The following is a 19,404-nucleotide window of genomic DNA, read 5'->3' as shown; positions in this document are numbered from 1 at the left end:
ATGGTCGCAGACCACCTTGCCGCTGGCGCGGCCGGCCGTTTCATCACCTTCGAAGGCATCGACGGCGCCGGCAAGTCCTCGCACATCGAGGCGCTGGCCGAGTGGCTGCGCGCGCGCGGCGCCGAGGTGGTGCTGGCGCGCGAGCCGGGCGGCACGCCGCTGGCGGAGAAGCTGCGCGCGCTGTTCCTGCACGAGAGCATGGATCCGCTGACCGAGGCGCTGCTCGTGTTCGCGGCGCGGCGCGATCATCTGCACGAGGTCATCGAACCCGCGCTGGCGCGCGGTGCCGTCGTGCTGTGCGACCGCTTCACCGATTCGACCTTCGCCTACCAGGGCGCCGGGCGCGGCTTCGACCTCGCGGTGCTGGCGCAGCTCGAGACCTGGGTGCAGCAGGGCCGCCAGCCCGACCTCACGCTCTGGTTCGACCTCGATCCGACCGAGGCCGCGCGCCGCCGCGCCGCCGTGCGCAGCGCCGACCGCCTGGAGCGCGAGGACGAGGCCTTCTTCGCGCGGGTGCGCGACGGCTACGCGCAGCGCGCCCAGGCCGCGCCCGCGCGCTTCGTGCGCATCGACTCGGCGCAGACCCGCGAGGCCGTGCGCGCCGACGCGATCCGCGCGCTGGCGTCCCGCGATTGGTTCCCCGCAGCGGACTCGAACCGGAACGATGATGACCGCCGCGCCTGACGACGCCGCGCTGCCCTGGCTGGCCGGGCCCGCGCACGACATCGCCACGAAGCAACGCGGCCACGCGCTGCTGGTGCAGGGCAATCCCGGCGCGGGCGTGTTCGAGCTGGCGCTGCGCGTCGCGCGCACCTGGCTGTGCGAGACCGACGGCGCCGACGCGCCCTGCGGCCGCTGCACCGCCTGCCACCTGCTGGCCAGCAACAGCCACCCCGACTTCCGCGCGCTGCTGCCCGAGCTGACGCAGGTCGAGCTGGGCTGGAGCGTGGGCGGCGCCGAGGCGGCCGACGCCGGCGACGGCGAGGGCAAGGCCAAGAAGAAGCCCAGCAAGGAGATCAGGATCGAGGCGGTGCGCGACGCGATCTCCTGGACGCAGAAGAGCTCCTCGCGCGGCCGCGCCAAGGTGCTGCTGCTGTTCCCGGCCGACGCGATGAATCTTGTCGCCTCGAACGCGCTGCTGAAGACGCTGGAGGAGCCGCCGCAGGGCGTGCGCCTGCTGCTGGTGGCCGAGGACGCCGAGCGCCTGCTGCCGACGCTGCGCAGCCGTTGCCAGCGCCTCCTGTTCGCCGGTCCGACGCCCGCGCAGGCGCTGGCCTGGCTCGAAGGGCAGGGCGTCGTCAACGCGCCGGTGCTGCTGGCCGCGGCCGGCGGCCATCCGCTCGCCGCGCGCCGCCTGGCCGCCGACGGCTTCGATGCCGCCGCCTGGATCGCGCTGCCGAAGCGCATCGCCGACGGCAAGTGGGAGCCGCCCGCCGGCGCCACGGTGCCGCGGCTGCGCGAGGTGCTGCAGAAGCTGTGCCACGACGCCATGGCCGTGGCCGCCGGCGCGGCCCCGCGCTACTTCCCGGCCACGAGCCTGCCGCCGCCCGCCGCGTGGCCGAAGCTGGCGGACTGGTCGCAGTCGCTGGCCCGCCTGGCGCGCCACGACGAGCATCCGTTCAACGCGCCGTTGATCACGGACAGCCTGCTGGCCGAGGCCAAGGCGGTGTGGACCAAGCCCCGCGGGCGCGCCGCCTGAACTTCAGGCGGCTGCGGGCCGCCGCATCGTGATCGCCTGGAAGGGGCAGCGCAGCGCGCACAGGCTGCAGCCCGTGCAGTCGGCGCCCGCGTGAAGCACGGCGGCCTTGCGCCAGTCGGCGCGCGTCTCCAGGCTCAGCACGCGCGGTTCGCAGGCGGCCACGCAGCGGCCGCAACCGGTGCAGCGGTCGGGATCGATGTCCGGCAGGCGCGGGGCGGGGCGGCGGGCGGTCATGCGCTGGGGCGTTGCTCGAAGCTGTCGAAGACGCCGTCGCCGGGATGCACGTCGACGCTGTCCACCGCGGCGGCGGGCGGTCCGTGCCGCGCCCAGTCGACCAGCCGTTTCACCGCGTCGTGCGGCCCGGCGACCATCGCCTCCACGGAGCCGTCGTGCCGATTGCGCACCCAGCCGGTGACGCCCAGTTGCTGCGCCGCCCGGGCCATGGCCCAGCGATAGCCGACGCCCTGCACGACGCCGCGGATCCTCAGCTGCAAGACGGTCGCATTCATGGCGGGTGACTCTGGCATTCCGGTGCGAGCTTAGCGCATGCCGGGCCGGTCGCGGCGGTCGGGCTTTCGGGCGCGCGGCCTCGCGCTAACGCTGTTTTCGAGGGGAAACACGCTGTTGCGCAACGGACTGGCCAGGCGCAAGCTGCGCCGTCGGCCCGTCGGCAGCGCGGGGCGGCCCTGGATTCGCTGCTGCCGGCGCATGTCGCGCCCACGCAGTCACCAGCGTGTCGTGGTGACGGAGGGGGTTTCCCATGAAGATCGTCCACGCCCTGAAATTGTCCATCGGTGCCGCGCTGCTCGCATCCGGCGTCGCCGCGTCCGCGCAGGCCTCCAGCTACACGCCGGGCACCGTCTGGACCTTCACCTACGTCCAGATCGAGCCCGGGCAGTTCGAGAACTACCTGGACTTCCTCGACAAGGAATACAAGAAGAGCAGCGATTTCGGCATCAAGGAGGGCTACATCGTCTCGTACCACGTGTTCTCGGTGAACAACGCGCGCGCCAACGAGCCCGACCTGATCCTGGCGGTGGAATCCAAGGACTACCTCAGCAACGCGCAGCAGCTGGCGATCCAGAAGAAGTACGAGGCCTTCATGGCCACCGATGCGCACAAGTCCACCGCGGAGAGCGGGGAGCGCAAGGTGATGCGCAAGTTCGTCGGCGGCATGGAACTGCAGGAGCTCAAGCTGAAGTAGGGCGGTCGCCGCGGGGCGGCTGGCGGCTGCCCCGACAATGGCGGCATGCCCTCGTCGCCTTCCCATCGCACGCTCGCCGCTGACGCCTGCACGGTGCCGGCGCCGTTCCGCGCGTTCGCGGTGCGCAGCGACGAGCCGTGCCACGCCTTCGACGCGCGCGCGCCCTACGCCCGCGTGCACGTGATCGCGACCGACGTGTTCGACGCGGCCGCGCGGTCTCGCCTGGCCCGCGCGGGCTACGCGAAGGTCGACATCGCCGAACCCTTCGCGGTCGACTACGCGGCCGCGACCTGGGGCGAGCTCGCGACCCTCTCGGCGCTGCCGGACCTGGCGGGCGCGGTCGCGCGCGCGCTGCGCGTCACGCGCGTGCTCGGGGACGATCCCGCCGCCTGCGAACGCGCCGTCGCCACGCGTGTCGACTGGCTCGCCTCGCGCGGCGCGGGCTTCCACAACGACGTCGCGCGCCACTGGTCGCGCAGCCTGTTCTGGATCCTCGCGGTCGACGTGGGCGAGGTCGAGTTCGTCATGCCGCACGCGGGCGTGCGCGTCGCGCTGGCCGACGGCGACCTCGTGGTGTTCGACCAGACGATGGCGCACGGCCTGGCCCGCCCCGCCGACTCGGGACTCGCGGTCGCCGAGTCGTTCGTCGACGGCGACGCCGGCCGCCAGCTGTTCCTCACCGGCGAGATGCTGCTGGACGACGCCCGGTGGGCCGCGCTCGGGACGCCATGGCTGCCGGTCGAGGCGCACGAGGCGCGCGGCGCGCTCGACCTGATGGTGGCCGAGTTCGACGACCGCAGCGGCGCGATCCAGCGCGTGCGCTCGCTGGCGGGCTGCATGTCGCGCGGCATCTGCCATGTCGAGGAAACTTCCGCGTCCGGGCCGCACTCAGACGGCCATCCTTCCTGACGGCGACAATCCCCGCATGCAAGCATTCCTCCTCGCGCAATCTCGTCGACGCTGGCGCCATGTCGCCACGCTCGCCGCCGTGGCGCTGACGGCCTGCGCGAGTCCGCCCTCGACGACGCCGCAGTCGCCGGCCGTCACCGCGGACGCCGCGAAGGCGGCCGGCGTCTCGATGGACGAGCTGGCGCAGCAGCAGGGCTTCGCGCGCTGGGTCGCGGCCTTCGAGGATTCCGCGCGCGCCGCGGGCGTCGACGACGCCACGCTGCACCTCGCGTTCGACGACGCGCACTACGTGCCGCGGGCCGTGACGTCCGATCGCGCGCAGCCCGAGTTCACGCGCGCCGTGTGGGACTACGTCGACCTGATCGTGTCGCCCAACCGCGTGCAGCATGGCCAGCAGAAGCTCGCGGAGACGCAGGCCGAGCTCGCCGCCGCCGAGGCGCGCTACGGCGTGCCGCAGGCCACCATCGTCGCGATCTGGGGCATGGAGAGCGACTACGGCGGCAACTTCGGCGACATCCCCGCCATCGACGCGCTGGCCACGCTGGGCTTCGAGGGCCGGCGCGAGGCGTGGGCGAAGCAGCAGCTGATGGCCGCGCTGAAGATCCTGCAGAGCGGCGACATCGATCGCGCGCACATGATCGGCTCGTGGGCCGGCGCGATGGGGCAGACGCAGTTCATCCCGACCGCGTTCCTCGCGTACGCGGTGGACGCCGACGGCGACGGCAAGCGCGACATCTGGGGCAGCATGGCCGACGTGACCGCGTCCACGGCCAACTTCCTCGCCCATTCCGGATGGCAGACCGGCCAAGCCTGGGGCGCCGAGGTGAAGCTGCCCGACGGCTTCGACGCCGGACGCGCGGACGACGCCATCCGCCAGGCCAGCGCACAGTGGGCCGCCGAGGGCGTGCAGACGCTGGACGGCGCGCCGTTGCCCGACATCGCCGACGGCGCGATCTTCCAGCCCGCGGGCGTGCGCGGCCCGGCCTTCCTGGTCGGCCCGAACTTCCGCGCGCTGCTGCGCTACAACAACTCGACGAGCTACGCGCTGGCGGTGAGCCTGCTGGCGCAACGCATCGCCGGCGGCCCGGGCGTGCAGGGCGCGTGGCCGCGCGACGAGCAGCCGCTGTCGCGCGAGCAGGTGCGGACGCTGCAGTCGGCGCTCAACGACCGCAACTTCGGCGCCGGCACGTCCGACGGCCAGATGGGTCCGGCGACGCGCCAGGCCCTGCGCGCGTGGCAGCGCAGCCAGGGCCTGCCGGCCGACGGCTTCCCGACGCTCGACCTCTTGACGAAGCTGCAGGCGCCGTGACCACGATCGTCCCCGCGCACCTCGACGACGCGCCCGCGCTGCTCGCGATGCAGCGCGTCGCGTTCGAGCCCGAGGCGCGCGCCTGCGACGACTGGGCGATCCCGCCGCTGCAGGAGACGCTCGACGGCGTGCGCGAGCACATCCGCGCGGCCACGGTGCTCAAGGCCGTCGAGGGCGACCGGTTGCTGGGCGCGATCCGCGGCATCGTTTCCGGGGGGACGTGCCTGATCCGCGTCCTGGTGGTCGCGGAAGCGGCCCGCGGTCGTGGCCTGGGCGCGCGGCTGCTGCGCGCCATCGAGGACGCGCATCCGCAGGTCGAGCGTTTCGAGCTGACCACCAACATGATCATGGTCGGCAACGTGCGCTTCTACCTGCGCCATGGCTACGAAGTGGTCGAGCAGATCCAGCACGCGCCGACGATCCGGCTCGCGTTCATGCGCAAGATCGCACGGCGCTGAGGCGCGCGCCACGTCGCGGCGGTCGCCCGCGGGCGGGGCCTTCGCTAAACTTCCGCCCAAAGGCGTATCGCCACAGGGAGAGCGCGTGCTCGAGCACAAGATCAACGAGATTTTCGGCGACGACGATCCGAGCCATTTCGGCAGCGGCTGGTGGAGCGGCGTGCTGTCCGCCTTCCTCGGCGTGCTGTCGCTGGGCGCGGTGGTCTGCCTGCACTTTCCGCAGCTGCTGACCTCGCCCGAGCTGCGGCCGTTCTATCCGATGCACGTGATGCGCCTGCTGATCCAGGCGGTCATCCTCGGCGCGATCCTGTTCGGCGTGATCTCGGCGATGCTGCGCCGCAAGAAGGTGCTGGCGTTGACGGGCATGTCGCTGGCGCTCGTCGCCACGCTGCTCGGCGGCACGAGCGTGCCGATCAACGAGACGCTGCACGCGGGCCCGGCGATCGGCCTGGACTGGTTCCTGCTCGACATGCTGCTGATGACGCTGATCTTCTCGCCGATCGAGGTGCTGTGGCCGGCCTACGAGAAGCAGAGCGTGTTCCGCGACGAGTGGCTGCTGGACATCGTCTACTTCCTGTCCACGCACCTGCCGATCCAGGTCACGTCCTTCCTGATCCTGCTGCCGGCGACCGAGCTGTCCAGGATCCTCGGCGTGCCGGCGCTGCTGGCGGCGACGGGCAGCCTGCCGTGGCTCGTGCAGGTCTTCCTCGCGATCCTCGTGGCCGACCTCTGCGAGTACGCGATCCACCGCCTGTTCCACACGGTGCCGTGGCTGTGGCGCTTCCACGCGATCCACCATTCGTCGAAGTCGCTCGACTGGATCGCCGGCTCGCGCTCGCACCTGGTCGACGACGTGGTCGTGCGCGGCTTCATGCTGATCCCGATGATGTTCGTCTTCCGGCACGACATCATCGTGGCCTACCTGTTCTTCGTGACGATCCACGCCACCTGGACGCACTGCAACTTCGGCCCGACCTGGCGCTGGCTGGAGCCGTTCGTCATCCTGCCGCGCTACCACCACTGGCACCACACGTCGCAGGAAGAGGCGATCGACAAGAACTTCGCGATCCACTTCCCGTGGATCGACAAGCTCTTCGGCACGCACCACCTGCCGCGCGACGGCTCGTGGCCGCACACCTACGGCCTGCACAACGAGACGCTGCCGCATGGCTTCTGGGCGCAGGCCTTCTATCCGTTCTCGCGGCGCCGGAAGAAGGCGCCGGCGGCCGCCTAGAAGTTCAGCGAGGCCAGCGGCACTTCCTCCGGGATCTCGACGCCGGTGCGGCTCGCCTTGACCAGTCCCAGCGCGCGCATGGCCTTGACCGTCGCGAAGCCGAAGTCGTACTCGGCGTCGTCGTGGCTCAGGCGCAGCAGACCGGGCGAGTGGTGGTGGTTGTTCTGCAGGCAGGCGCTGAACGTGATCGTCACCGGCAGCCATTCGCCGATGTTCATCGCGTTGTCGCGCTCGTCGTCGTGGCGGCGGTAGCCGTAGCGCCGGTCGTGCGTCCAGTAGTTCTGCACCATGTTGATCCACAGCGTGAAGACGCGGAACGTGATCCACATGACCAGGGCGAAGCGCAGGTCGCGCACCAGCACCGACAGCAGCCAGATGTTGAAGACCGTCGCCGCGATGGCGAAGGCCCAGTTCGAGACGAGGCGGAACGGCCACGTCCTGAGGATGGCGTCGTTGGCGACGTTGAGCCTGGTCTCGTACGGAAACAGGCACAGCCAGAGCGTGCGCCAGAAGCCGTCGGACGCCAGCTTGTTCGGGTCGCCCTCGCGGTCGGCGAAGGTGTGGTGCAGGCGGTGGCGGTTCACCCAGGTGACCGGGTCGATGTAGACGAACAGCAGGTTGTTGACGACCGTGATCGTCTTGATGAACCACTCCTGGTAGTCGAGCGCCCGGTGCGCGACGCCCATGTGGATGACGCAGGACAGGTACACGCCGCCGACGAACCAGCAGACGACGAAATACGCCGCGGCGATCGCCAGTCCGCCCCACGGCCCGATGGCCGGCGGCGCGCCGGCCATGCAGGCCAGCGCGTAGACCCCGATGAGCGCCCAGCCGGCGACGTTGTAGATCCTCATGGCGTTCCCTCCCAGGAGACTTCGATCGAACGATTCTAGGGTGGGCAAAAGCGGCGGCGAGCCTCGTCATCCCGGGTGTCGGCGAGCGGCCGGGAGGCGCTGCCGGCGGTCCTGCGGCGCGGCACCTGGGCAGCGGATTTCTGTATGGATGTACAGTTGCGCATGTCCGCCGTCGTCTCGCCGCCCCTCGTCGCCGACCCGTTCGAGAGCCTGAACGAGGGGCAGCGCGAGGCCGTCGTCCACGGCAGCGACGGCGACGCGCGCGCGCTGCTGGTCATCGCCGGCGCCGGCAGCGGCAAGACGATGACCCTGGCCGCGCGCGTGGCGCACCTGATCCAGCGCGGCGCCGATCCGCACCGGCTGCTGCTGCTGACGTTCTCGCGCCGCGCCGCCGGCGAGATGGTGCATCGCGCCGGCCGCATCGTGCACCAGGCGCTGCGGCTGCCGTCGACCACGCGCCCGCCGTCGCTGCCCTGGGCCGGCACCTTCCACGCGATCGGCGCGCGCCTGCTGCGCGACTATGCCGAGGCGATCGGCCTGCCCGCCGACTTCACCGTGCTCGACCGCGCCGACGCCGAGGACCTGATGGCGCTGGTGCGCCAGTCGCAGGGCCTGGCCGCGACCAAGCTGCGCTTTCCGCAGAAGGCGACGTGCCTGGCCATCTACTCGCGCGTCGTCAACAGCCAGGGCACGGTGGACGGCGTGCTGCGCGAGGCCTTCCCGTGGTGCCTGGGCTGGGAGGCCGAGCTCGGGCAGCTGTTCGCGGCGTATGCGGCGGCCAAGGCGCAGCAGCACAGCCTCGACTTCGACGACCTGCTGCTCTACTGGTCGGCGCTGATGGAGGCGCCGGAGCTGTCCGCCCACGTGGCGGCGCGCTTCGACCACGTGCTGGTCGACGAGTACCAGGACACCAACCGCCTGCAGGCCGCCATCCTGCGCGGGCTGCGGCCCGACGGCCGCGGATTGACCGTGGTGGGCGACGACGCGCAGTCGATCTACGCGTTCCGCGCCGCCGAGGTGCGCAACATCCTCGACTTCCCGCAGCAGTTCCCGCAGGCCGCGCGCGTCGTCGCGCTGGAGCGCAACTACCGCTCGACGCAACCCATCCTCGAGGCGTCCAACGCCGTCATCGCCGAGGCGCCGGAGCGCTACGCGAAGACGCTGTGGTGCGATCGGCCGTCGTCGGCGCGCCCGCGCATCGTGACCGTGCCCGACGAGATGGCGCAGGCGCGCCAGGTGGCCGACCGTGTGCTGGCGTGGCGCGAGGAGGGCATCCGGCTGAAGCAGCAGGCGGTGCTGTTTCGAACCGCGCACCACTCGGCGGCCGTGGAGCTCGAGCTGACGCGGCGGCGCATCCCGTTCGTCAAGTTCGGCGGCCTGAAGTTCCTCGAGTCCAGCCACGTGAAGGACGTGCTGGCCGTGCTGCGCTGGGCCGAGAACCCGCGCAGCCGGATCGCGGGCTTTCGCGTCGCGCAGCTGGTGCCCGGGGTCGGGCCGGCCAACGCGCGCAAGCTGCTCGATGCGATGGACGCGTCGGCCACGCCGGGCGGCGTGCTGCCCGAACACGCGATGCCCGCGGCCGCGCGCGAGGACTGGGCCGCGTTCGCGGCGCTCTGGTCGCGCCTGCGCGAGACGCCCGCGTGGCCGGCCGATCTCGACGCCGTCAACGCCTGGTACCTGCCGCTGCTGCAGCGCCTGCACGAGGATGCGCCTGCGCGCCAGGCCGACCTCGCGCAGCTGACGCAGATCGCGTCGGGCTACGCCGCGCGCGAACGCTTCCTGACGGAGCTGACGCTCGACCCGCCGGCCGCGTCCAGCGACGAGGCCGGCCCGCCGCATCTCGACGAGGACTACATGATCCTGTCGACGATCCATTCGGCCAAGGGCCAGGAGTGGGGCGCGGTGCAGATCCTCAACGTCGTCGACGGCTGCATCCCGTCCGAGATGAGCACCGGCGACGCCAGGCAGATCGCCGAGGAGCGCCGGCTGCTCTACGTGGGCATGACGCGCGCCAAGCAGCACCTGGAGCTGATCGCGCCGCAGCGCTTCTTCGTCTCCGAGCAGGCGCGCCACGGCGACCGGCACGTGTACGCCTCGCTGTCGCGCTTCATCACCGACAAGGCGGTGGCCTGCTTCGAGCGCGTCTCGGCGCAGCGGCCGCCGGGCGCCGAGGGCGCGCCGGGGCCGTCGGCGGTGCCGGACGTCAAGATCGACCTCGCGTCCCGCGTACGAGACCGCTGGACCCGCTGAGGCTCGTGAGTGTCGAACTCGGCGCGCAGGCCTGCTGCCGGAAGACGGCTCAGCCCAGCGCCGTCTTGTACAGCGCCAGCAACTCGGTCCACGCGCGCTCCGCGTCGGCCTGGTTGTAGATCGGCTGGCCGTCGTCCTGCGGCATGTCGGGCACGCACCAGCCGTGCTTCTCGGCGAAGACTTCCACGCGGGCGGGCACGTGGGCGTCGTCGAAGGCCTTGCGCAGCTTGTCCTTGGCGTCGGGCTGCTTGGCGTCGTCGCTGCCGGCGATCGCGACCAGCATCTTGGCCTTGATCTTCGGCGCAAGCAGGTAGGGCGAGTCGGGCTTGTCGGTGACGAGGCCGCCGCCGTGGAACGAGGCGCCCGCGCCGACGCGCTCCGGCACCGTCGCCGCGGTGCGGAACACCAGCGCGCCGCCCATGCAGTAGCCCTGCGTGCCGATCTTGCGGGCCTTGTCCACCTCGGGCTGGGCGTCGAGGAACTTGACGAATTCCACCGCGTCCTTCTCGGCCGCGCCCGGCGCGCCGATCGAGCCCATCAGCGGGCCGATCTTGGCGAAGGTGGCCTTGTCCTTGAAGTCGACCTGCGCGGCCGTCTCGTAGAACGGCCCCTTGCCGATGCGGTAGAACGGGTTGGGCACCAGCACCGCGTAGCCGTCGGCGGCCAGGCGGCGGCCCATGTCGCGCATCGAGGGGCGCAGGCCGAACGCGTCCGGCCAGATGATGACGGCCGGGTGCTTGCCCTCGGCCGGGTGGAAGTACGCCGCGTTGCAGCTGCCGTCGGGCGTGTTGATCGTGACGTCCTTCTCCACCACCGGCGGCCCGGCGGGGATCGCGGCGGCGGGCAGCGACGTCGCCGCGACGCCGGTGGCCACCGACAGGGCGACGAAGTCGCGCCGGCGCAGGTCGCCGGCGTCGATGGTGGAGATGTCCTGCTCTTGGTCGTGCTTCGCGCTCATTGAAGGGGCTCCTCGTGATGCGTCGGCGGGGCTGCCGGAAGGTGCACGAGGATATCCCGTGCTCGCGAAAACCAGGCCTTCACAAGGGCCAGTTATGCTCGTGGAATACCCCTTGAACCGCTTCGCGCGACGCCATGACGACTCCCGAGTTCGACCCCACCGTCTACCGCACGCTGCTGGAATCCACGCGGGCCATCCCGTGGAAGATCGACTGGACCAGCGCGACCTTCGCCTACATCGGCCCGCAGATCGAGCACCTGCTGGGCTGGAAGCCCGACAGCTGGGCCACGGTGAACGACTGGGCCGAGCGCATGCATCCGGACGATCGCGCCTGGGTGGTGGACTTCTGCATCTCGCAGTCGCAGTCCGGCGCGGACCACGAGGCCGACTACCGCGCGCTGCACGCCAACGGCGAGTACGTGTGGATCCGTGACGTGGTGCACGTGGTGCGCAACGAGGACGGCAGTCCGCAGGCGCTGATCGGCTTCATGTTCGACATCAGCGAACGCAAGAAGACCGAGCACAAGCTGCTGGAGATGCAGAAGCAGCTGGAGGATTTCTCCTTCCGCGACGGCCTCACCGGCGTGGCCAATCGCCGCAAGTTCGATGCGGTGCTCGAGGAGGAATGGGACCTGGCGCGCCGCCACACCCAGCCGCTGTCGCTGATCCTGATCGACATCGACTTCTTCAAGCAATACAACGACCAGCACGGCCACGTCCAGGGCGACGATTGCCTCAAGCGCGTGGGCGCGGCGCTGGCCGCCGTCGCCCACCGGCCGCGCGACCTGCTGGCGCGCTACGGCGGCGAGGAGTTCGTGCTGGTGCTGCCGGCCACCGACGAGGCCGCGGCGCGCAGCGTCAGCGAGCGCGTGCGCCAGGCGCTGTTCAAGGCGCAGATCCCGCATGGGGCGTCGCCGGTGAGCCAGTTGCTGACGGTCAGCCAGGGCGTGGGCACGATCATCCCGGCCGCCTCGGACACGCTGACGCAGTTCATCGAGGCGGTCGACCGGCGCATGTACCTCGCCAAGCAGGGCGGGCGCGACCGCAGCGAATCCGGGGCGGCCTGAGCCCGCCGGCGGAAAAAGCGGCGATAACCGGCCGTTGCGCGGCGGGAAATCCCTGCCCAAGCTCGCTACACTAGGGCCACGATGCCAGATGAACCGAATTCAGTGATGCCCTCGCCGCCGCCGGCCACGGCGCGGCCGAGCGTCATCCAGCTCGTCTTCCGGGAAAAGGGCGCGCTCTACGCGGCCTACATGCCCATCTTCGCCGAGGGCGGCCTGTTCGTGCCCACCACGCGCGACTACCAGCTGGGCGACGACATCTACCTGCTGCTGACGCTGCCGGGCGACCCACAGCGCTACCCGGTGGCCGGCAAGGTGGGCTGGCTGACGCCGGCCAATGCCCCGGGCGGCCGCACGCAGGGCGTCGGCGTCCGCTTCCCGGTCGACGAGAAGACGCGCCTGCTGAAGCTGCGCATCGAGGAGGTGCTGGGCACCTCGATCTCGTCGTCCAAGCCCACGCAGACGATCTGACGTTTCCCCCGGCCGCCCGCGCGGGCGCGTCACGCGCGTGCGCGCGCGGCCCCCTGTGACCATGTACGTCGACTCCCACTGCCACCTCGCGTTCCCCGAGCTGAACTCGCGCCTGGATGCGATCCTCGCCGACATGCGTGCCGCCGACGTCGGCGGCGCGCTGTGCATCTGCACCAGCATGGAGGAGTTCGAGTCCGTGCACGCGCTGGCCGCGGCGCACGACAACCTCTGGGCCAGCGTCGGCGTGCATCCCGACACCGAGGCGATGCAGGAGCCCGACGTCGCGTGGCTGTGCGAACGCGCCGCGCGCCCGCGCGTGATCGCGATCGGCGAGACCGGGCTCGACTACTTCCGCCTCGAAGGCCGCACGATCGCCGACATGGAATGGCAGCGCGAGCGCTTTCGCGTGCACATCCGCGCCGGCCGCCGGCTCGACCTGCCGCTGATCATCCACACCCGCCAGGCGAGCGCAGACACGCTGGCCGTGCTGCGCGAAGAAGGCGCGAACCCGGGCGAGGGCGCCGGCCCGGCGCCGCGCGGCGTGTTCCACTGCTTCACCGAATCGATGGACGTCGCGCGCGCGGCGCTGGATCTCGGCTTCCACATCTCGTTTTCCGGCATCCTCACCTTCAAGACGGCGGCCGAACTGCGCGAGGTCGCGCGCTTCGTGCCCCTCGATCGCTGCCTGATCGAGACCGACAGCCCCTACCTGGCGCCCGTGCCGCACCGCGGCAAGGTCAACACGCCGGCCTGGGTGCCGCACGTCGCGCACCTGATCGCCGAACTGAAAGGCATTTCCAGCGCCGAGGTCGCCGACGCCACCCGCGCAAACTTCGAGCAACTTTTCCGTGTGACAGTCCCCGAGCCAGTCTGAGCCCATCCCCGGCCACGCCGCGCCACTCACCCGAGACTTCACGCCATGCCAACCCGTTTCCGCGCCCTGGGCGTCGTCCTCGCCGCCACGCTGTGCGCCTGCAGCGCCCTCGCGGCTGATGACGACAGCGTCAGCTTCTTCCGTGCCGTCAACACCGACAACGCCGACGGCGTCTCGCGCGCGCTGGCGAAGGGCTTCGATCCGAACGCGCTCGACGAACACGGCAAGCCCGCGTTGATCCTCGCGCTGCAGATGGAGTCGCCCAAGGTCGCCCGCGTGCTGATGGACGCCAAGGGCATCCAGATCGACATCCGCAACCAGGCCGGCGAGACCCCGCTGATGATGGCCGCGCTGAAGGCCGAGGTCGACTCGGCCACCGCGCTCGTCGCGCACGGCGCGGCGGTGCGCAAGGACGGCTGGTCGCCGCTGCACTACGCGGCCACCGGCGGCAGCGCGGCGATCGTCAGGCTGCTGCTGTCCAAAGGCGCGCCGATCGAGGCGCGCTCGCCCAACGGTTCCACGCCGCTGATGATGGCCGCGCGCTATGGCAACGAGGAGGCCGTCGACGCGCTGCTCGCGGCGGGCGCGGATCGCACGGCGAAGAACGACCTCGGCATGGACGCGTCGGCGTTCGCGGCCAGCGCGGGGCGCGATCGACTCGCGGCGCGCCTGAAGCCGGGCGCCGTCGCGAAGTAGCCATCGTCGTCCTGGCCAGCGTGCTGCTGCCGGGCCTGCCGGCCCCACGCGCTCAGCGCGCGGGCCTTGCGGACCGGGTGGCGGCGTTGGCGTGCCAGGTCGCCGCGTCGATTCGGTAGGTCGTCACCTCCTTGCCGTACCAATGCTGGAGCCCTTGTGGCTGCATGCCGATGCGCTGCATGACCTTGGCCGAGGCGACGTTGTCCGGATGGCAGACCGCCAGCAGTTCGTCGGCGTGCCGCGCGTCGAACGCGAAGTCGCAGATGGCGACGGCGGCCTCGCTGGCATAGCCGCGGCCTTGGGCGTCGCGCCGCAGCCGCCAGCCGATCTCCAGCGGGCAGGCCGGGTCGGGCAGCGGCGTCGCCTCGCGCCGCAGGTTCTGCAGGCAGCCGGCGCCGACGATTTCACCGGAGTCGCGTTCGACGAACGCCCACCACGAGTAGCCGACCTCGAGCCAGCGCGCCTTGACGCGCGCGATGACGGCGAGCGTCTGCTCGCGCGTCTCGGGCTCGCCGGAGATGTAGCGCATGACCTCCGGATCGGAGTTCAGCGCATGCAGGCCGTCGAGATGCTCGTCGCGGAGGGGCTCCAGGCGCAGGCGCGCGGTCTCGAGCGTGCTCATCGCGCGCGCCGCGTCACGCGCGCGAACGCGCGGGCCGACGGCCCGGCGGCGAGCAGGGCGGCGAGGGGGAACGGGGCGCGAGCGAGGCGCATGGTCATGAAAAGACTCCTGGGTGCTCATGGGTCTGCCCCGGAATATAGCGAACCGGGCATCAAGAACTCCTGACGCCTCGCACGAGGCGCGAAGGTCCGAAAAGCACGAGATTCGCCCCTCGACTGCGGACGCTCTTGTAGGAAGTACGCCGACACGCGGTCTGGCGCGGGCCCGACTACAGATTCGAGGGGCCGGGTTCTACAGTTCATTCCATGGACAGAGGCCGCTTCGCAGCCTCCTCCACGCAACACCCAGGAGCACCTCATGCAATCCACGACCCTCTCGAACCCGTTCGTCATGATGACCAATCCGGAGACGATCCTGCTGGCCGTCGAGCGCTCGGAGCGCCTGAACCGCCTGAACCGCAAGGTCTACCGCCCGCTGGATCGCCCGCTGATCCCGAAGGTCGGCGCGAAGGAACTGGCCGAGTTCGACAACGAGATCGACGCCGCGGTCGAGGACGACGTCCTCGAGGCGCTGAACGCCGACCTCGCGTAATCTGCGAGGCGCCGCGCCCGGCCACGGGCGTCGGACGTCCGGCCCGGCCGCGTGATGCGGCCTAGATGTCGGACAGCGGGATCGACGCGCCGGACTCGTCGGCCGCGATCGCCACGATCAGCTGCGCGAGGTCCGCGTTCAGGCGCGCCAGCGTCGCCGGCGGCAGCGACTTGAGCGCGTCGGGCAGCAGCCCGGCGAAGGGCCCGGGCGCGTTCTTGAGCACCTTGGCTCCGGCGGGCAGCAGGTTCAGTTGCACGGCGCGGCGATCCGCACCCTGCTTGACGCCCACGACCATCTCGCGGTCGATCAACGTGCGCACCAGGTTGCTCGCGGTGGACTGGTGGATGGACATCGCCTTGGCCAGCGCGCCCACGCCGATGCCCGGGTGGTCGCGCACGAGGCTCAGCGCCCAGACCTGCGCGCCGCCCATGCCCACCGTCTTCTCCACTTGCTGGAAGTGCGACTTGACGGCGTTGAACACCTGCCTGAATTGCCGCAGCACCGAGATGGCGGCGTCTTCGGCGTCGGCGGGCAGGGCGCCGGTGTCGGGCACCGGCTTGAGGCGATTGACCATGCGGCAAATGATAAGTGGCGACCCGGCCGTGGCCCGTCACCCGTTCGCGGTACGCGCGACGGTCACGACAAGAATGTCACGCCCAAAAAAGCGGACGCCCCTGAAGGCGTCCGAAGCTGAGATGAACCCAGCGCTCCCGAAAACGACCGGCGCACCACACGCCGGTCGACACACACTCCTTACGACGCCGGGTACACGATGTCCGCACGGCGGTTCTGCTGCCAGGCGGCCTCGTCGTGGCCCTCGGCCTTGGGCTTCTCCTTGCCGTAGCTGACGGCCTCGACCTGCGAGTCCTTCACGCCCAGCACGTCCAGCGCGTTCTTGACCGACTGCGCGCGACGCTGGCCGAGGGCCAGGTTGTATTCGCTGCCGCCGCGCTCATCGGTGTTGCCGGCCACCTGCACGTGCAGCTCGGGGTGCTGCGCCAGGTAGCGGCCCTGCAGTTCGATGACGGACTTGTCCTGCGCGCGGAAGGCCGCGTCGTCGAACGCGAAGTACACGCTGCGCTGCTGCGAGATCGGGCTGTTCGGATCCAGATACGCCGGCAGCGCGGTGGCCACGGCCGGCGGCGCGGCCACGGGCGCCGGCGCGGCGGCGACCGGCGCCGGGGCGGCTGCTGCCATGGGGGCGGGCGCTGGCGGGGCGATCGGCTTGCTGGCGCAGGCGGCGAGCGCGAGCGCGGCGCCGAGGGCGGCGACGCGGGTGAAGGCGGTGGACAGGGCGTCGAGGTTCATGGCAGTTGGGCCGGAAGGCGGTTGACGATGACAGCTCGACGATAGCAGATGTATTTGCACAAATGTTACTAGGGTCTTGCGCGGAGCTTGCAGATCGCATGCAATCCGGCGTCCGCCGCGCATCGGGTGCGGCCATTGCCTGCCGCTTGTCGACCCTGCCTGCGAGATTGGAGGCAGCCCACCAGGATTTGTTCCGTGAACAGAATGAAAACGGATTGCGTCATCGCCGGCGGCGGCCCGGCCGGGATGATGATGGGCTTCCTGCTCGCCCGCGCGGGCGTGGATGTCGTCGTGCTCGAGAAGCACGCCGATTTCCTGCGCGACTTCCGCGGCGACACGATCCACCCGTCGACGCTGGACGTGATGCACGAGCTCGGCCTGCTGGAGGAGTTCCTGCGCCGCCCGCACGACAAGCTGCACCAGGTGGCGGTGCGCGTCGGCCGCGAGCAGGCGCAGATCGGCGACTTCCGCCACGTGCCCGCGCACTGCAAGTTCCTGATGATGATGCCGCAGTGGGATTTCCTCGACTTCCTGGCCGAGCACGCCCGCAAGCTGCCGCGCTTCCACCTGGTGATGCAGGCCGAGGCGCGGGAGCTGGTCACCGAGAGCGGGCGCGTCGCCGGGCTCGTCGCGAAGACGCCCGACGGCGACCTCGAGGTGCGCGCCGCGCTGGTGGTCGGCGCCGACGGCCGCCACTCGACGATCCGCCGGCTGGCCGGCCTGCAGCCGCAGGACTTCGGCGCGCCGATGGACGTGCTGTGGCTGCGCGTCTCGCGCCAGCCTGACGATCCGCCCGACCTGTTCGGCCAGATCGACGCCGGCCGCATGCTCGTGATGATCGCGCGCGGCGACTACTGGCAATGCGCGTTGCTGATCCCCAAGGGCTCGGCCGAGGCCTGGCGCAGCCGAGGCCTGGGCGCGCTGCACGAGACGCTGCTGGGGCTGTCGCCGTGGCTGGGCGATCGCGTCAGGGAACTCGTGGACTGGGACGCGCAGGTCAAGTTGTTGTCGGTGACGGTGGACCGCCTGCGCGAGTGGGCCAGGCCGGGCCTGCTGTGCATCGGCGATGCGGCGCACGCGATGTCGCCGATCGGCGGCGTCGGCATCAACCTGGCGGTGCAGGACGGCGTCGCGGCCGCACGCCTGCTGGCCGGCCCGCTGCGCGACCACGAGCTCGACCTCGCCGCGCTGCAGCGGGTGCAGCGCCGCCGCGAATGGCCGGTGCGCGTGGTGCAGCGCATGCAGCTCACGATGCAGGATCGGCTGATCGCCCCCATCCTCGCGGCCGACAAGCCGGTGCGCATGCCGTGGTTCCTGCGCCTGGTCGACCGCGTCCCGCTGCTGCGCCGCATCCCGGCGTGGTTCATCGGCGTGGGCGTCCGGCCGGAGCACGTGCGCTGAGTCAGGTGTCGGGCTGCGCCGCCAGCCACCCGCCGCGGAAGTCCGCGCGTTCGAGTCCGCGCCGGATCGTGGCGCTGCGCTTCATCAGCTCCCAAGGCAGCCCGCTGCGGTAGTTCTCGATCATCAGCATCACCGGGCCGCTGTTGAGCGCGAATCGCCACGGCGAGACCCAGCCCGGCGCGTGGTGGCCGTCCCGCAGGGTCGGGTTGAACGAACTGCCGGGCGTGTAGTTCGGATGCTTGCGCACCATGCGCGCGATGTGCTGCATCGTCGGGATGACGACGTCGGGCGCGAAGGGCAGCGAGGCGACCGAGGCCCACGGCGCGACGGTCCCGTCGTCGGGCCCGAACGGCGCGCCGCGCGCGGCGTAGGCGAGCAGCTTGCGCTTGCGGCCGTCGTCGATGATCTCGCGCGGCCCCGGACCGTCGCAGGCCGTCAGGCCCCAGCAGTTCTGGCAGTAGTCCTTGAAGTGCTTGGGGTTGCGGATCGCGTACTCGCGCTGCACGAGCGTCGCGCGGCGGCTGTTCTCGAAGTAGTCGATGCCGCGCTCGCGCATGGTGGCGTCCTGGATGCCGCGGAAGTCGATCCACATGTGCGAGTACTGGTGGATGAACAGCGGGCCGGCGGCGAGGTGCTCGTGGCCGTAGATCCGGCGCCAGCGGTAGCCGGTGAGCCACTCGTCCCAGGTGGACACGGGCACCGCGTGATGTTCGGAGCCGAGCGCCAGCGCCATCATCAGCAGGCCCTCGCTGTAGCCGCGCCAGTGGTAGCGCAGGAAGCCGCGCTCGGGCTTCCAGCCGTGGCAGATCGCGCCGTCGCAGTTGCGCATCCAGTCCCACTCGACGCGATCCACCAGCAGCTTCGCGGTGGCGCGGATCTCGGCCTCTTGCGCGGTGTCGCGGTCGAAGTAGCTCGCCGCGGCGATGACGCCCGCGATCAGGAAGGACGTGTCGATGCTCGAGAGCTCGCTCTTCCACGCGCGCGTGCCGGTGCGCATGTCGAGGAAGTGGAAGTAGAAGCCGCGATGTCCGGTGGACTGCGGCGAGCCCGACATGTCGGCCCCGGCGAAGAAGCGCAGCGTGCGCAGCGTGATGCCGACGGCCTGGGTGCGCGTCATCCATCCGCGTTCGACGCCGATCGGGTAGGCGGTCAGCGCCATGCCGACGCCGGTGATGCTGCACGGGCTGTCCGGCTGCGTCGAGTCGAGCACCAGGCCGCTGACGGGATCGGTGGTCGACTCGAAGAAGTCGAACGCGTGGTGCTGCGCGCGTTCGATCAGGCTGGCGATGTCGACGTCGGCATGCTCCGGATGGAGTTCGGGCGGCGACGGAGGGGTGAGTGCGGCGACCTTCATGGGTTCGGGCCAGCGTATCCGGGACCGCGTGCCAAGTGTGTCGGAGGGCCGAGGCAAGACGGGTGCCCGTGGCCTGAACAAGCCCTGAAGGCGGCCGTTCGCAGGCATCCAACCTGCTCCCTGCCGGGTGGGCGGACGCGTCGTCGCC

General features: G+C 71.0%; 22 protein-coding genes. 14 read left to right on the top strand and 8 right to left on the bottom strand.

What is annotated here, in order from left to right:
• Together tmk and LPC04_RS11355 are read left to right on the top strand one after the other, a co-directional pair.
• Positions 1–684, top strand: coding sequence for a dTMP kinase (gene tmk / locus LPC04_RS11360; RefSeq protein ID WP_275682662.1), 684 nt, complete (start codon positions 1–3; stop codon positions 682–684).
• Positions 668–1,699: a DNA polymerase III subunit delta' gene (locus tag LPC04_RS11355; RefSeq protein ID WP_275682333.1), complete on the top strand. Its 1,032-nt coding sequence runs from the start codon at positions 668–670 to the stop codon at positions 1,697–1,699. The genes tmk and LPC04_RS11355 overlap by 17 nt, the downstream gene beginning before the upstream one ends.
• Positions 1,700–1,702: 3 nt before the next feature.
• On the opposite strand, the gene LPC04_RS11350 is transcribed toward LPC04_RS11355, so the two are convergent.
• Together LPC04_RS11350 and LPC04_RS11345 are read right to left on the bottom strand one after the other, a co-directional pair.
• On the bottom strand, positions 1,703–1,933 hold the full coding sequence (locus LPC04_RS11350; protein WP_275682332.1) for an ATP-binding protein: 231 nt from the start codon (positions 1,931–1,933) through the stop codon (positions 1,703–1,705).
• Positions 1,930–2,208, bottom strand: coding sequence for an acylphosphatase (locus LPC04_RS11345; protein WP_275682331.1), 279 nt, complete (start codon positions 2,206–2,208; stop codon positions 1,930–1,932). The genes LPC04_RS11350 and LPC04_RS11345 overlap by 4 nt, the downstream gene beginning before the upstream one ends.
• A gap of 251 nt (positions 2,209–2,459) precedes the next feature.
• On the opposite strand from LPC04_RS11345, the gene LPC04_RS11340 reads away from it, so the two are divergent.
• From LPC04_RS11340 to LPC04_RS11320, 5 genes are all read left to right on the top strand, one after another.
• A complete protein-coding gene (locus LPC04_RS11340; RefSeq protein WP_275682330.1) occupies positions 2,460–2,903 on the top strand; it encodes a hypothetical protein in 444 nt (147 codons plus the stop codon).
• A gap of 45 nt (positions 2,904–2,948) precedes the next feature.
• Positions 2,949–3,812: a cupin domain-containing protein gene (locus tag LPC04_RS11335; protein ID WP_275682329.1), complete on the top strand. Its 864-nt coding sequence runs from the start codon at positions 2,949–2,951 to the stop codon at positions 3,810–3,812.
• A 16-nt stretch (positions 3,813–3,828) separates the two neighbouring features.
• Positions 3,829–5,121 carry a lytic murein transglycosylase gene (locus LPC04_RS11330; protein WP_275682328.1) on the top strand — a complete coding sequence of 431 codons (1,293 nt, stop codon included), beginning with the start codon at positions 3,829–3,831 and terminating at the stop codon, positions 5,119–5,121.
• Positions 5,118–5,579, top strand: coding sequence for a GNAT family N-acetyltransferase (locus tag LPC04_RS11325; RefSeq protein WP_275682327.1), 462 nt, complete (start codon positions 5,118–5,120; stop codon positions 5,577–5,579). Before LPC04_RS11330 ends, LPC04_RS11325 begins: the two co-directional genes overlap by 4 nt.
• An 85-nt stretch (positions 5,580–5,664) precedes the next feature.
• Complete coding sequence (locus LPC04_RS11320) at positions 5,665–6,813, top strand: sterol desaturase family protein (protein WP_275682326.1); 1,149 nt, start codon at positions 5,665–5,667, stop codon at positions 6,811–6,813.
• On the opposite strand, the gene LPC04_RS11315 is transcribed toward LPC04_RS11320, so the two are convergent.
• Entirely contained in the window at positions 6,810–7,667 is an 858-nt protein-coding gene (locus tag LPC04_RS11315; RefSeq protein WP_275682325.1) for a fatty acid desaturase, read from the bottom strand. The genes LPC04_RS11320 and LPC04_RS11315 overlap by 4 nt on opposite strands.
• 162 nt (positions 7,668–7,829) lie before the next feature.
• Here LPC04_RS11315 and LPC04_RS11310 point away from each other — a divergent pair, with 162 nt between their 5' ends.
• A complete protein-coding gene (locus tag LPC04_RS11310) occupies positions 7,830–9,917 on the top strand; it encodes an ATP-dependent helicase (RefSeq protein WP_275682324.1) in 2,088 nt (695 codons plus the stop codon).
• A gap of 49 nt (positions 9,918–9,966) precedes the next feature.
• On the opposite strand, the gene LPC04_RS11305 is transcribed toward LPC04_RS11310, so the two are convergent.
• A complete protein-coding gene (locus LPC04_RS11305; RefSeq protein WP_275682323.1) occupies positions 9,967–10,875 on the bottom strand; it encodes a dienelactone hydrolase family protein in 909 nt (302 codons plus the stop codon).
• Between the two features lie 134 nt (positions 10,876–11,009).
• Between LPC04_RS11305 and LPC04_RS11300 the strand changes: the two genes are divergently transcribed.
• The 4 genes from LPC04_RS11300 to LPC04_RS11285 all read left to right on the top strand — a co-directional run bounded on the left by LPC04_RS11300 (position 11,010) and on the right by LPC04_RS11285 (position 13,980).
• Positions 11,010–11,942, top strand: a complete 933-nt coding sequence (locus LPC04_RS11300; protein WP_275682322.1) for a GGDEF domain-containing protein — start codon at positions 11,010–11,012, stop codon at positions 11,940–11,942.
• A gap of 105 nt (positions 11,943–12,047) precedes the next feature.
• The gene (locus LPC04_RS11295; RefSeq protein ID WP_275682321.1) at positions 12,048–12,410 is read left to right on the top strand and encodes a PilZ domain-containing protein; all 363 of its coding nucleotides are present in this window, start codon (positions 12,048–12,050) and stop codon (positions 12,408–12,410) included.
• A 61-nt stretch (positions 12,411–12,471) separates the two neighbouring features.
• A complete protein-coding gene (locus LPC04_RS11290) occupies positions 12,472–13,284 on the top strand; it encodes a TatD family hydrolase (protein WP_275682320.1) in 813 nt (270 codons plus the stop codon).
• Between the two features lie 45 nt (positions 13,285–13,329).
• Positions 13,330–13,980, top strand: coding sequence for an ankyrin repeat domain-containing protein (locus LPC04_RS11285; protein ID WP_275682319.1), 651 nt, complete (start codon positions 13,330–13,332; stop codon positions 13,978–13,980).
• A 52-nt stretch (positions 13,981–14,032) separates the two neighbouring features.
• Here LPC04_RS11285 and LPC04_RS11280 read toward each other — a convergent pair whose 3' ends face one another.
• Positions 14,033–14,602: a GNAT family N-acetyltransferase gene (locus tag LPC04_RS11280; RefSeq protein ID WP_275682318.1), complete on the bottom strand. Its 570-nt coding sequence runs from the start codon at positions 14,600–14,602 to the stop codon at positions 14,033–14,035.
• A 357-nt stretch (positions 14,603–14,959) separates the two neighbouring features.
• On the opposite strand from LPC04_RS11280, the gene LPC04_RS11275 reads away from it, so the two are divergent.
• On the top strand, positions 14,960–15,193 hold the full coding sequence (locus LPC04_RS11275; RefSeq protein WP_275682317.1) for a hypothetical protein: 234 nt from the start codon (positions 14,960–14,962) through the stop codon (positions 15,191–15,193).
• 61 nt (positions 15,194–15,254) lie between these two features.
• On the opposite strand, the gene LPC04_RS11270 is transcribed toward LPC04_RS11275, so the two are convergent.
• The gene (locus tag LPC04_RS11270; RefSeq protein WP_275682316.1) at positions 15,255–15,767 is read right to left on the bottom strand and encodes a MarR family winged helix-turn-helix transcriptional regulator; all 513 of its coding nucleotides are present in this window, start codon (positions 15,765–15,767) and stop codon (positions 15,255–15,257) included.
• A 179-nt stretch (positions 15,768–15,946) separates the two neighbouring features.
• Positions 15,947–16,501 carry a peptidoglycan-associated lipoprotein Pal gene (gene pal, locus LPC04_RS11265; RefSeq protein WP_275682315.1) on the bottom strand — a complete coding sequence of 185 codons (555 nt, stop codon included), beginning with the start codon at positions 16,499–16,501 and terminating at the stop codon, positions 15,947–15,949.
• Positions 16,502–16,705: 204 nt separating this feature from the next.
• On the opposite strand from pal, the gene LPC04_RS11260 reads away from it, so the two are divergent.
• Positions 16,706–17,902, top strand: coding sequence for an FAD-dependent oxidoreductase (locus LPC04_RS11260; RefSeq protein ID WP_275682661.1), 1,197 nt, complete (start codon positions 16,706–16,708; stop codon positions 17,900–17,902).
• Position 17,903: 1 nt separating this feature from the next.
• On the opposite strand, the gene LPC04_RS11255 is transcribed toward LPC04_RS11260, so the two are convergent.
• Positions 17,904–19,256 carry a glucoamylase family protein gene (locus LPC04_RS11255; protein WP_275682314.1) on the bottom strand — a complete coding sequence of 451 codons (1,353 nt, stop codon included), beginning with the start codon at positions 19,254–19,256 and terminating at the stop codon, positions 17,904–17,906.
• Between the last annotated feature and the right edge of the window lie 148 nt (positions 19,257–19,404).

This window comes from Scleromatobacter humisilvae (assembly GCF_023231945.1).
In the GTDB taxonomy this organism is placed as follows: domain Bacteria; phylum Pseudomonadota; class Gammaproteobacteria; order Burkholderiales; family Burkholderiaceae_C; genus Scleromatobacter; species Scleromatobacter humisilvae.
The sequence above is the reverse complement of the archived record's forward strand: the minus strand, read 5'-3'. Positions and strand labels throughout refer to the sequence as shown.